Source organism: Sphingomonas rosea (assembly GCF_039538065.1).
Classification (GTDB): Bacteria; Pseudomonadota; Alphaproteobacteria; order Sphingomonadales; family Sphingomonadaceae; genus Sphingomicrobium; species Sphingomicrobium rosea.
This window is the reverse complement of record NZ_BAABBR010000001.1, coordinates 657563-669603: the sequence shown is the minus strand read 5'-3', so window position 1 is coordinate 669603 and position 12041 is coordinate 657563. Positions and strand designations below refer to the sequence as shown.

At 67.9% G+C, this 12041-nt stretch carries 9 protein-coding genes; 7 read left to right on the top strand and 2 right to left on the bottom strand.

Annotated elements, in window-relative coordinates; genetic code table 11:
* Nucleotides 1-8 precede the first annotated feature (8 nt).
* Both ABD693_RS03240 and ABD693_RS03235 read left to right on the top strand, forming a co-directional pair.
* Nucleotides 9-812 carry a LytR/AlgR family response regulator transcription factor gene (locus tag ABD693_RS03240; protein WP_344695561.1) on the top strand — a complete coding sequence of 268 codons (804 nt, stop codon included), beginning with the start codon at nt 9-11 and terminating at the stop codon, nt 810-812.
* A 55-nt stretch (nt 813-867) separates the two neighbouring features.
* Nucleotides 868-3186 (top strand): PAS domain-containing protein, encoded by a 2319-nt coding sequence (locus ABD693_RS03235; RefSeq protein WP_344695559.1) that lies wholly within the window; start codon nt 868-870, stop codon nt 3184-3186.
* On the opposite strand, the gene ABD693_RS03230 is transcribed toward ABD693_RS03235, so the two are convergent.
* Entirely contained in the window at nt 3183-5516 is a 2334-nt protein-coding gene (locus tag ABD693_RS03230; protein WP_344695558.1) for a putative bifunctional diguanylate cyclase/phosphodiesterase, read from the bottom strand. The genes ABD693_RS03235 and ABD693_RS03230 overlap by 4 nt on opposite strands.
* A 56-nt stretch (nt 5517-5572) precedes the next feature.
* Nucleotides 5573-6577, bottom strand: coding sequence for a 2-dehydropantoate 2-reductase (locus ABD693_RS03225; RefSeq protein ID WP_344695557.1), 1005 nt, complete (start codon nt 6575-6577; stop codon nt 5573-5575).
* Between the two features lie 208 nt (nt 6578-6785).
* On the opposite strand from ABD693_RS03225, the gene trpD reads away from it, so the two are divergent.
* From trpD to ABD693_RS03200, 5 genes are read left to right on the top strand one after another with little or no spacing between them, the layout of a single operon-like run.
* Nucleotides 6786-7856 carry an anthranilate phosphoribosyltransferase gene (trpD, locus tag ABD693_RS03220; RefSeq protein ID WP_344695555.1) on the top strand — a complete coding sequence of 357 codons (1071 nt, stop codon included), beginning with the start codon at nt 6786-6788 and terminating at the stop codon, nt 7854-7856.
* The gene (gene trpCF, locus ABD693_RS03215) at nt 7853-9196 is read left to right on the top strand and encodes a bifunctional indole-3-glycerol-phosphate synthase TrpC/phosphoribosylanthranilate isomerase TrpF (protein ID WP_344695554.1); all 1344 of its coding nucleotides are present in this window, start codon (nt 7853-7855) and stop codon (nt 9194-9196) included. Before trpD ends, trpCF begins: the two co-directional genes overlap by 4 nt.
* Nucleotides 9186-10367, top strand: coding sequence for a tryptophan synthase subunit beta (gene trpB / locus ABD693_RS03210; RefSeq protein ID WP_344695553.1), 1182 nt, complete (start codon nt 9186-9188; stop codon nt 10365-10367). The genes trpCF and trpB overlap by 11 nt, the downstream gene beginning before the upstream one ends.
* Entirely contained in the window at nt 10364-11182 is an 819-nt protein-coding gene (gene trpA / locus ABD693_RS03205; protein WP_344695552.1) for a tryptophan synthase subunit alpha, read from the top strand. Before trpB ends, trpA begins: the two co-directional genes overlap by 4 nt.
* Complete coding sequence (locus ABD693_RS03200; RefSeq protein WP_344695551.1) at nt 11166-12041, top strand: SDR family NAD(P)-dependent oxidoreductase; 876 nt, start codon at nt 11166-11168, stop codon at nt 12039-12041. The genes trpA and ABD693_RS03200 overlap by 17 nt, the downstream gene beginning before the upstream one ends.

Here is a 12041-nt window from a genome sequence, read left to right as displayed (position 1 = left end):
GGACTTTCATGACGATCCGAACCATCCTGGTCGATGACGAACCCCTGGCGACCCAGGGCCTTCTCCTGCGTCTCGAGGCGCATGACGACGTCGAGGTGATCGCCACCGCCAGCAACGGTCGCGAGGCGATCCGCGCGATCAAGACCCACAAGCCCGATCTCGTCTTTCTCGACATCCAGATGCCGGGCTTCGACGGCTTTTCGGTGATCCAGGGCCTGATGGACGTCGATCCGCCGCTGTTCGTCTTCGTCACGGCCTATTCCGAGCATGCGCTCCGCGCCTTCGAGGTGCAGGCGGTCGACTATCTCGAGAAGCCGGTGCTCGAGGACCGGCTCGCGACGACCATGGAGCGGGTTCGCCAGCGCCTCGCCGAGCGTAATGCCGCGAGCCACGCGGTGCGGCTTCAGGAAGCGCTCGCTGAGCATGCGCCCGAAGCGGCCGAGGAACTCGAGGACGGCGCGCCCGCCGATCTCGCCCCCGGCCGGTTCGAGAAGATGATCAACATCAAGGACCAGGGACAGATCTTCCGGGTCGATGTCGACACGATCGAGCGGATCGACGCCGCCGGCGACTACATGTGCATCCAGACGGGCGACAACACGCTGATTCTGCGCGAGACGATGAAGGACCTCGAAAAGCGTCTCGACCCACGCCGCTTTCAGCGCGTCCACCGGTCGACCATCGTCAACCTCGATCTCGTCCGGCAGGTGAAGCCGCACACCAACGGCGAATGCTTCCTTGTGCTCAATTCGGGCGCGCAGGTGAAGGTCAGCCGGTCCTACCGCGACGTCGTTGCGCGCTTCGTGCACTGACGCAACGGTTCGCCAGGGCCTTGTGATCTTGCTGGATCGGCGGGATTGAGGGGGCATGAGCGGCACGTCTGACAGCGAAGCGATTGCGGGCGGCTTTGATTTTGCCCGCGTGCTCGGGATCGCCGACGCGCTGCCCATGCCGATCGCTTATGTCGACCGCTCGCTCCGATATCGCTTCACCAACAAGGCGATGGCCGAGTTCTTCGAGCGGAAGCGGAGCGACATTCTCGGCCGGAGCGTGATCGACAATCTCGGCGAGGAGGCGTTCCGGATCCGCGAGCCGATGCTCCGCGCGGCACTGGCCGGCGAGCGGCAGTGGTTCGCGGCGCATTATGACCATCCCTCGCGCGGACCGATCGCGCTCCAGACCGAATACCTCCCGCAGACCGATTCCGCCGGAAACGTGCTCGGCATCGTCATTATCGTCCAGGACGTGACCGAGCAGCGGGTCGCCGAGCGGGCCCTGCGCGAATCCGAGGCGCGTTTCCGCCGGATCGCCAACAATGCGCCGGTGATCATGTGGGTGACTCGGCTCGACCGGCACCGCGAATTCGTCAACGACGCCTATCTCGAATTCGCCGGGATCGCCCGCGAACAGGTCAACACCCACGAGTGGCGCGAGTGGATCCATTCCGAGGATTTCGAGCGGATGGTGGCCGAAAGCATCGCTGGCGAAGCGAGCCTCCAGCCTTTCTCGCTCGAAGGGCGCTACAAGCGCGCCGACGGCGAATATCGCTGGCTTCGTTCGGTTTCGAGCCCGCGCTTCGGTCCGGACGGCGAACTGATCGGTTTCATTGGCGCGGCATTCGATGTCACCGTGGCCAAGCAGGGCGAATTGCAGCTCAAGGCCGAGGTCGAGGCCCGGACCGAGGCGCTGGTGGACAGCGAGGCACGGCTCCGCGCCATCTTCGACAGCATCCGCGAGGTGGTGGTGCTGCTCGAACCCGACGGCACGGTGGTCCAGCTGAACCGCACCCGGACGAACTGGCGGCAGGCAGATCCCGACCAGGCGGTCGGCAAGAAGCTGTGGGACGCCCCGACCCTCCAGATGTTTCCCGAGCACCGGCCGCTGATCAGGCGCGCGGTCGCCGAGGCGGCGCAGGGAAAGGTGGTGCAGACCGAGATCGTGATGGAGCGGCCGGGCCAGCCGGGGGTGACGCTCGACATCTCGCTCAGTCCCGTGGCGGGCAAGGAAGGGGCGGTCACCTACATCCTGTTCGAGGCGCGCGATCTCACCGAACTCAAGCGCGCGCAGGAGCAGCTTCGCCAGAGCCAGAAGATGGAAGCCCTTGGCCAGCTGACTGGCGGCATCGCGCATGACTTCAACAATCTGCTGACCGTGGTCGTCGGCGGGCTCGATCTTATCGTCAAACGCGCCGAGGATCCCAAGCTCGAACGCTATGCCCGCAACGCACTCGAAGCAGCCGAGCGCGGTGCCCGCCTGACGGCGCAGCTGCTGGCCTTCAGCCGGGTCCAGCGGCTCGAGGTCAAGCCGACCTTCGTCGCCCCACTGATCGAGAACATGCGGCCGCTGCTCCGCAACGTCCTCGGTCCGGGGATCGAAAAGCGCTTCGATCTCGATACCGACATGGTGCCCGTGCTCGCCGACCCGACCCAGCTTGAGCTGGCGGTACTCAACCTCGCGATCAACGCGCGCGACGCCATGCCCGAAGGCGGGCGGCTCACCTTTGTCACCCGCACGACCGCGATCAGCAGCGATCCCGAGCTCGAACCGGGCGATTATATCGAGCTCAGCATTTCCGACACCGGCACCGGCATGACCGAGGAGGTGATGAACCGCGCCTTCGATCCCTTCTACACGACCAAGGAGGTCGGGCGCGGCACGGGCCTAGGCCTGTCGATGGTCTATGGCGTGGCGCGGCAATCGGGCGGCACTGCTCGGATCGAAAGCCGGGTCGGCGAGGGGACGACCGTTCGGCTTTACTTCCGGAAGGCGGACGGCGCGGTCACGGGGGAGCCGGGAGGGGCACCCGAAGCGGTCGAACCCGCCAAGGCCGAACCGACTGCCGACGTGCTGGTGGTCGATGACGATCACGATGTCCGCGGCTTCATCGTGGCGAGCCTCGAGGATCTCGGCTATTGCGTGCGCGAAGCGGTCGACGGTGCCTGCGGGCTCGAGGAATTTCGCCGTGCGACGCCCGACCTCGTGGTGCTCGACTATCTGATGCCGAACCTCTCGGGGGCCGAGGTGGCGGCGATCATGCGCGAGGAGCGGCCGGGTCAGGCGATCCTCTTCGTTTCGGGCTACAGCCAGACTGATGCGATCCGCGCCGCGGCGCCCGACGCCTTGCTCCTGCCGAAGCCCTTTCGCGCCGACGCGCTTGGTGCGGCGGTCAGGAAGGCGCTCGCCTAGCTCGCGAGCTTGCGGGCCTTGAGGCCAAGCACCAGCTGGTTCGCCCGCTCGTAGGAGAGCGGCTTGCCGAACAGATAGCCTTGGATCGTGTCGCAGCCGAGTTCGCGCATCCGCTCGAAGTCCTCGGCGGTCTCCACGCCCTCGGCAGTGACCGACATGCGGAAGTCTTTGGCCAGCTGCACGATCGACTTGATGATCGCGACATTCCCCGGGCGGGTGCCAGCGTCGCGCACGAAGCTGCCGTCGATCTTCAGTTTGTGGAACACAGCCTTGTTCAGATAGCCGATCGACGAATAGCCGGTGCCGAAGTCGTCGAGCGCGATCCCGACGCCGAGCGCGCGCAGCCGACCGAGGATGTCGAGGCTGCGGGTTGAGCTGTCGAGGAACACGCCCTCAGTCACTTCGAGCTCGATCCGGTTGCCCGGCAGCCGGTGGCGCGACAGCGCCTGGCTGACGACGTTCGGCAGGTTCGGCAGGATGATCTGCTTGGGGCTGACGTTGAGCGCGACGGTGATCGGCTCGGGCCAGCTCGCGGCAGCGCGGCAGGCTTCCTCGATGATGAATTCGCCAAGCGGGCCCATCAGGCCGCAATCCTCGGCCACCGGGATGAAGACGTTGGGTGGCACGAAGCCGCGGCGCGGGTGGTTCCAGCGGACCAGCGCCTCGAAGCCGACGAGCTTCTGGTTCTTCGCGCTGACGAGCGGCTGGAAGGCGAGGTGAAACTGCTTTGCCTCGAGCGCGGAACGCAGGTCGGCTTCGAGCCGGACGCGGTCCTCCTGCTCGCTCTGGAGCTCGGAACTGAAGTAGCGGACCACGCCGCGGCCGGCGTCCTTGGCTTCGTAGAGCGCGAGGTCGGCCTTGAGGATGAGGTCGTCGACGGTCGCCCCGTCGATCGGGCCGAAGGCGCAGCCGACCGAGACGCCGATGCGGATCTCGGTCCCGTCGACCATGAACGGTTCGGCGATGGCGACGATGATCCGGTCGGCGAGCTGCTCGATCTTCTTGCGGCTCTGCGCGTCCGGGATGACGATCGCGAATTCATCGCCGCCGAGGCGTCCGACATGGCCGTCAGCCGAGACTTCGTCGCACAGCCGTTTGGCCACCGCCTGGAGGACCGCGTCACCCTTGGGATGCCCGAAGGTGTCGTTGACCGGCTTGAACCCGTCGAGGTCCAGGAACATGATCGCGCAGGGCACATTGCCCGCCGTGGCGGCGCGCAGCGCTTCGCCGAGGAGCTGGCGGACGCGGCCGCGATTGGGCAGGCCAGACAGCACGTCGACATTAGCAAGGTGGGTCAGGCGCTCCTGCGTGTGGCGGACGTCGGTGACGTCGAGTCCGACGCCGCGGAAACCCTCGAACCGGCCGGCGGTGTCGATAATCGGGTCGCCCGACAGCGCGATCCAGCGATGGCCTCGCCCGGTCTTCAGCTCCATCTCGAGATTGGTGAAGGGCTGCTTGTTGAGCAGCACCTTGCCCAGTTCCGAATGGCCACCAAGCAGCGAGGGCAGCGAGTGGCCGAGGATCTGGGTCGAGGGCCGACCGATCAGCGCGCCCATCCGGCTCGAGATATAGACCACGCGGTTTTCGGCATCGACCTGCCACAGCCAGCCCACGCCGCGCTGCTCATACTCCTGGAGGAGGAGCGTGGCGCTCTCGGACTGCGAGCCCATGTCGGCATTGGTCTTGAGCTGGCCGGCGGCCCAGCGCGCGACGGTCAGCACCCCGAAGATGGCGACGCCGAGGACGAAGAGCATCGCCAGCAGTTGCTGGAACTCGACCGTCGACTTCATCAGCAGCAAGGCGACCGAAAGGCCCGCGGTGAAGGCGCTCATCCAGGCGACGGCGCAAGCAAAGGTAACGACGAGGCCAAGCCCTGCGATGCCGACGCCTGCGATGAGCGTGCCGGCGATGATCTGGCCAGGCGTGCCGAGCGTCGGGAACAGATACAGCGGAAGGCTCAGCCACACGGCCGCGCGCACCAGCACGTCGCCGATCATCAAGGAGACCGGAACCGAATGGCCGGCCCGGCCGACGCAGCTGACCGCCTGGCTCTGGCTCCAGCGCATCGCGACATAATTCAACAAGCACACGGCACCCGACCAGCCGAGCAGCCAGCTCGCCGGCACCGAGCCCCAGAGCGCGACGGTGAACAGCACGGCCGCGACGCCATTGGCGAGGGCGAAGAAGGGAGCGAGCTGACCGCGGGCGATCAGCTGGACGTCACGCAGCGGGGAAGATGCCGAATCATTGTCGCGGGCGAACGCGGCCGATTCGCCATCGGGAAGGCGAGCAGCGATCATGCGCTTGTAGCGGTCGGGGGCCTCGTACATCGTCTCGATCTGACTCCTGTCAGAGGCGAGCTAGCCCGAAGAGGGTTGAGACCGAGTTAAGAGACGCGACTTAACAGCACGTCCGGCGAGAGCCCGGGGCTGCCGGCGCCGGCCTGTTCGGCGGCACGGATGGCGTCCGCGATGACGCGATTGACCGGGGTCGCGATCCCGAGCTTTTCACCCCGGCGGATGATCGCCCCCTGAAGGTCGCCGATCTCGGTCGGGCGTCGCCGTTCGAGATCCTCCCACATCGACGATCGCGCGGTGCGGTCGATCCGGACCCCGCGCTTCGCCACCTGCCGGAACAGGAAATTCGGCAGCCGAAGCATGCGCGGCATCCGTGTCACCGGAATCTTGCTCATGCTCCACGGCGCGAGCCCCTCGGCCCGGAACACCGCCAGCGCCTCGTCCTGCGCGGCGGCGAAGAGCTTGCGCCAGCGCCGGTCGGCGAGCTGCTCGGCGAGCGTCAGGCCCGACAGGGCGTTGAGCGCATTATTCAGGTTGTAGAGGAGTTTGCCCGCCAGCACCTCGTCCATCCGCGGGTGGCAGACGAGATCGAGATGCGGCGCCACGAACAGCGGGCACTCGCCGCCGACGTCCTCGATCACCACCGGCCCGCTGGTCCCGCGATGGAAGACCCCGTCGCCGCGACCGAGCACGTTGAAGCTCACCATCCCGGCATGGATCCGGCGACCGGGCAGCACCGCCCGCAGCCGCGCTGCATTGTCGAGCCCGTTCTGAAGGCTGACCACCACTGCCGTCTCGGGCGCATGTGTCGCGATGAGGCGGCCCATTTCCTCGGTCTGCCCGCTCTTGACTGTGACGAGGATCAGGCTGGCGTCGGCGAAGGCGGCCTGAGGGTCGGCGGTGACCGCGACGTCGCTGCTCGAAATCGCCTCCGAGCAGCCTTCGAAGCTCGTCAGGGTCAGGCCCTTCGTCGCCACCGTGTCAACCAGCGTCGGCCGCCCGAGCAAGGTCACCCGGTTGCCGCCGAGCGCGGCCAGCCCGCCGACGAAACAACCGATGCTGCCCGCGCCCGCGATGGTGATCCTATGGTCCATCGGCCGTGTCGTGGCGTGCGTCCAAGGCATTGACAAGCATGGCGCGTGCCGGAAAGAAGGCCGCCATGATCCAGCAGTGGCATCAGTGGCGGAACATGGTGGCGGCAGCGCGATGGCGTTGGCGGTGAACTGAAGTCGTCACCGTCCTTCCAAGCGAACAGCCGCCCGCCCTCATCAGGCGGGCTTTTTCATGTCCGAAAGCATTTTCATGAGCCCCACTGCCCAATATACCGCCGTCATCCCGCCCGCGCCGCCGGTCGATACCGGACCCGTACCCAATCCCCTGCCGCGCCTGCTTGCGGGCGAGGACCTCAGTGCCGAGGATAGCCAGCACCTGTTCGAGCGGCTGGTTCTCGGCCGGCTCGAGCCGGGAGAGATCGGTGGGATGCTCATCGCGCTTCGAATGAAGGGCGAAACGCCCGAGGAAATGATCGGTGCAGCCCAGGCCCTCCTCGCCGCCGCCACGCCCTTCGAGCGCCCGGACGGGCAGTTCGCCGATTGCTGCGGCACCGGCGGCGACGGGTCGGGGACGATCAACGTCTCGACCGCGGCCGGGCTGGTCGCGGCGGCAGCGGGCCTCAAGGTCGCCAAGCACGGCAATCGCTCGGTCTCGAGCAAATGCGGGTCGGCCGACGTCCTCGAAGCGCTCGGGGCAAAGCTCGAGCTCAGCCCGGCGCGGGCCCGCGCAGTGCTCGACGAGACCGGCTTCACCTTCCTGTTTGCGCCGGCCTATCACCCGGGCATGCGCCACGCCGCCGTCGTCCGACGCCAATTGTCGGTGCGAACGGTGATGAACCTCCTGGGCCCTTGCGTGAACCCGGCCCGTCCGCCGGTTCAATTGCTCGGCGTCGCCGACGTCCGCATGCTCCGCCGGATCGCGCAGGTTCTCCAGGCGCTCGGCGTCGAGCAGGCGCTGGTGGTCCATGGCAGTGGCCTCGACGAGGTTGCGCTTCACGGTGAGACCCGGGCCATCCGACTCTCGGGCGGCGAACTCGAGGAACTGACCCTGTCGCCCGAGGACGCCGGCTTCGAGCCGGTCGCGCTTCATGCGCTCGAGGGCGGCGATCCGGCCGAAAATGCGCAGCGCTTGCGGGCTCTGCTCGACGGCGGCGGATCGGACGCCGAGAATCAGGCGGTCGCGCTCAATGCGGGTGCCTTGCTCTGGACTGCGGGTCGCGCTCCCTCCTTCCGCGATGGCGTCGCCCACGCCCTCGATCTGCTGCGCTCGGGTGCGGCCGGACGAACCCTCGACGCCTTCGTCGCGGCGAGCCGCGCATGAGCGTTCTTGCCGAGATAGTCGCGCACAAGCGCCGCGAGGTCGCCGAGCGTCTCCGCGACTTCGATCCCGCCGGCGTCGCGCCGACCACCCGCAGCATGCGCGCCGCGCTGGCCCGGCCAGGCGCCCGCTTCATCATGGAAGTGAAGCGCGCCTCGCCCTCGGGGCATCGCTCGCGCCACGACGTCGGCAGCGCCATCGCCGCTTATGCCGGGGTCGCCGATGGAGTCAGCGTCCTGACCGACGAACGCTATTTCGCCGGCTCCTTCGCTGCGCTCGACGAGGTTCGCGCCAGGTTCGATGGCCCGATCATCGCCAAGGACTTTGTGGTCGTCGCGGCCCAGGTCGGCGAGGCCCGCCGCCACGGCGCTGACGCGGTGCTGTGCATGCTCTCGGTCCTCGACGACGACGAGGCGAAGGCGGTGATGGCTGAGGCGCAGCGGCTCGGCATGGACGTGCTGGTCGAGGTCCATGACGAAGCCGAACTCGCCCGTGCGCTCGGCCTTGGCGCAACCCTTGTCGGGATCAACAACCGCGACCTCAAGACGCTGAAGACCGATCTCGCGGTGACCGAGCGCCTCGCCGCGCTCGTGCCGGACGGCGTCACTCTGGTGAGCGAATCAGGCGTGGCGACGCGCGCTGACGTCGAGCGGCTCGGCAGCCATGCCAACGCCTTCCTCGTCGGCTCCTCGCTGATGGCGGCCGACGATGTTCACGAGGCGGCGCGGGCGCTGGTCTTCGGGCGGGTGAAGATCTGCGGGCTGACCCGGGACGAGGACGTCGAGGCCGCCGCTGCATCGGGTGCGACCCATGCCGGCCTCATCATGGTTCCGGGTACGCCCCGCGCGCTCTCCCTCGAGCAGGCGCGACCCCTCGCAGCCGCTGCCCGCACGGCCGGCCTCAAGCCCGTCGGCGTCTTCCGCGACCGACCTGCCGACGAGATCGCCGACACCGCCGAAGCGCTCGGCCTCACTGCGGTCCAGCTCCATGGCGATGAAAGCGCGGCCAACGTTGCGGGGCTCCGGGACCGCTTCGAAGGCGAAATCTGGACTGCCGGCTTTGCGGATCGCGGCGGCGACCGCCTCGTCTTCGACAGCCCCGGCGGCGGCACCGGCGAACCCTGCGACTGGGACGCAGTTCGCGCCCATCCCGACAGGGTCCGTGCCTTCCTCGCCGGCGGCATCGGTCCCGACAACGCGCGCGCGGCGCAAGCCACCGGCGTCTACGGCCTCGATGCCAGCTCGCGTCTCGAAAGCGCGCGGGGAATCAAGGATCATCACAAAGTGCGGGCGCTATTCGACGCGCTTCGCCTCCCCGACCGGAGTCAGACAAATGAAGCATGACGGACGTTTTGGCCGCTTCGGCGGATGCTTCGTGCCCGAGATTCTGGTCCCGGCACTGGAGCAACTCGAAGGCGCTTTCCTCGAAGCCGAGGCCGATGCGGGCTTCCGCGTCGAGCTCGACCATCTCCTCGCCACTTATGCCGGCCGTCCGACCCCGCTGACCCGCTGCCGCAATCTCGGCGCCGACACGCCCGCGCGCATTTACCTCAAGCGCGAGGACCTGCTCCACGGCGGCGCGCACAAGACCAACCAGGTGCTCGGCCAGGCCCTCCTCGCTAAGCGCATGGGCAAGACGCGCCTCATCGCCGAGACCGGCGCCGGCCAGCACGGCGTCGCGACCGCGCTCGCCGGGGCGTTGTTCGGTCTCGAGACCGAAATCTACATGGGCGCCGACGACGTCGCACGGCAACAATTGAACGTCTTCCGGATGGAGCTGATGGGGGCGAAGGTCATCCCCGTCACTGCCGGCGACCGGACCCTCAAGGATGCCGTCAACGAAGCGCTCCGCGACTGGACCGCGAGCTTCGCCAATACCCATTATCTGCTCGGCACTGCGGCCGGCCCGCACCCCTTCCCGACCATGGTCCGCCAGTTCCAGCGGGTGATCGGCAAGGAAGCGCGCGCGCAGGTGCTCGAGGTCGAGGGCCGCTTGCCCGACGCGGTCCTCGCCTGCGTCGGCGGTGGATCGAATGCGATCGGCATGTTCGCCGACTTCCTCGAGGATGACAGCGTCCGGCTCGTCGGCTGCGAGGCGGCGGGCAAGGGTCTTCACGGCCACGAGCATGGCGCGACCATCCTCAAGGGGACGCCGGGCATTCTCCACGGAACCGAGACCCTGCTGCTCCAGGATCGCGACGGGCAGATCGCCGATACCTGGTCGATGTCGGCCGGGCTCGACTATCCAGGTGTCGGCCCCGAGCACGCCTATCTGCGTGACATCGGCCGCGCCGACTATGTCGGGGTGACCGACGAGGATGCGCTCGCCGCTTTCCAGGCGCTGTCCCGCTCCGAAGGCATCATCCCCGCCTTCGAAAGCGCCCACGCCATCGCATACGCCCTCAAGATGGCGCGCGAGGCCGAGCGCGAAACCGTCATCGTCCTCAATCTCTCGGGCCGCGGCGACAAGGACATGGCGAGCGCGGTCAAGCTGCTGAAGGGCGACGCGCAATGAGCCGCTATGACGAGATGTTCGCCCGCCTGAAGCAGAAGGGCGAAGGTGCGTTCGGGGCCTTTCTCATGCTCGGCGACCCCGACAAGGTGACCAGCGCCGGCCTCCTCGACACATTGGTCGAAGCCGGCGCCGACATGATCGAGGTCGGTATTCCCTTCAGCGATCCCGTCGCCGACGGCCCGGTCATCCAAGCCGCCTCGGAACGCGCATTGCGCTCGGGCATGCGGGTCGACGACAGCTTCGCCCTCATCCGCGACTTCCGCGCCCGGCATCCGGCGGTGCCGATCGGCATCCTTACATACGCCAACATCCTCCACGCCCGCGGCCGGGAACAGTTCATGGCGGACGCGGCGGCGGCCGGCGCCGACTCGATCCTCGTCGCCGACGTCCCGAGCCTCGAAGCGCCGCGCTACAGTGAGGCGGCGAAGGCCGCCGGGCTCGACCTCGTGATGATCGCCGCGCCCAACACGCCCGCGCCCGTGCTCGACCGCATCGCTGCGCTGTCGAGCGGCTACACTTATTGCGTCGCCCGCGCCGGGGTCACGGGCACGAGCGAGCAGCTAACCCTCGATCACGGGCCTTTGTTCGAGGGCCTCGCCGGGGCGGGCGCGCCGCCGCCGATCCTCGGCTTCGGCATCTCGACCCCCGAGCAGGTCCGCGAAGCGCTCCGGAGCGGTGCCGCAGGCGTCATCGCGGGCTCGGCGCTGGTCAAATGCGGGACCGACCGCGTCGCGCTCGACAGCCTTGTCACCGCCCTCAAGGGCGCTACGAGCCTGCTCGAAACCGAAGAGGAACATCATGGCCGTATCGCTTGAGGGTCGCACCGCCATCGTCACCGGCGCCGGAGGCGGCCTTGGCCGCACCCATGCCCTGCTGCTTGCGCGTGCCGGCGCCCGGGTCATCGTCAACGACATCCCCCAGTCGCTTGGCAACGCCGAGGCCGTGGTCGCGGAGATCGAGGCCGCCGGCGGACAGGCCGAGGCCTTCGGCGCGAGCGTGACCGACGAAGCCGCGGTCGCCGAGATGGTCGCGCACGCCGGCGCCGTCGACATCCTCGTCAACAATGCCGGCATCCTGCGCGACAAGAGCTTCGCCAAGATGAGCCTCGACGAGTTCCGGCTCGTCATGGACGTCCACCTCATGGGCAGCGTCATCTGCACCAAGGCGGTGTGGGACGGGATGCGCGAGCGCAATTACGGCCGCATCGTCATGACCACCTCGTCGAGCGGGCTCTACGGCAATTTCGGCCAGAGCAATTACGGCGCGGCCAAGATGGCGCTCGTGGGCCTCATGCAGACGCTGTCGATCGAGGGCGCCAAGAACAACATCAAGGTCAATTGCCTCGCGCCGACCGCGCGCACCGCGATGACCGAGAACCTGCTTCCGCCGCAGGCGCTCGAGCTGCTCGGTCCCGAATATGTCAGCCCGGCGCTCCTCGCGCTGGTCGCCGACCATGCGCCGAGCCGGACGATCCTCGCTGCCGGTGCCCAAGGCGTCGAGCAGGCGCATGTCACGCTGACCAAGGGCATTTCGATCAAGGGCATGGACGACCTCGAGGCCGCTTCGGCGATCCTCGACCGGCTGGGCGAGATCGGCGATCCCGCCACCGCGACCATTCCCGCCTCGGGTCTCGAGCAGGGCCAGGTCGAGCTCGGCAAGGCCCTCGGCGCCTGA

What these genes read in the sequence shown, in the direction of transcription:
- ABD693_RS03240 (WP_344695561.1), top strand. Translation starts at nt 9, where the DNA reads ATGACGATCCGAACCATCCTGGTCGATGACGAACCCCTGGCGACCCAG.
- ABD693_RS03235 (WP_344695559.1), top strand. Translation starts at nt 868, where the DNA reads ATGAGCGGCACGTCTGACAGCGAAGCGATTGCGGGCGGCTTTGATTTT.
- ABD693_RS03230 (WP_344695558.1), bottom strand. Translation starts at nt 5,516, where the DNA reads ATGTACGAGGCCCCCGACCGCTACAAGCGCATGATCGCTGCTCGCCTT.
- ABD693_RS03225 (WP_344695557.1), bottom strand. Translation starts at nt 6,577, where the DNA reads ATGGACCATAGGATCACCATCGCGGGCGCGGGCAGCATCGGTTGTTTC.
- trpD (WP_344695555.1), top strand. Translation starts at nt 6,786, where the DNA reads ATGAGCCCCACTGCCCAATATACCGCCGTCATCCCGCCCGCGCCGCCG.
- trpCF (WP_344695554.1), top strand. Translation starts at nt 7,853, where the DNA reads ATGAGCGTTCTTGCCGAGATAGTCGCGCACAAGCGCCGCGAGGTCGCC.
- trpB (WP_344695553.1), top strand. Translation starts at nt 9,186, where the DNA reads ATGAAGCATGACGGACGTTTTGGCCGCTTCGGCGGATGCTTCGTGCCC.
- trpA (WP_344695552.1), top strand. Translation starts at nt 10,364, where the DNA reads ATGAGCCGCTATGACGAGATGTTCGCCCGCCTGAAGCAGAAGGGCGAA.
- ABD693_RS03200 (WP_344695551.1), top strand. Translation starts at nt 11,166, where the DNA reads ATGGCCGTATCGCTTGAGGGTCGCACCGCCATCGTCACCGGCGCCGGA.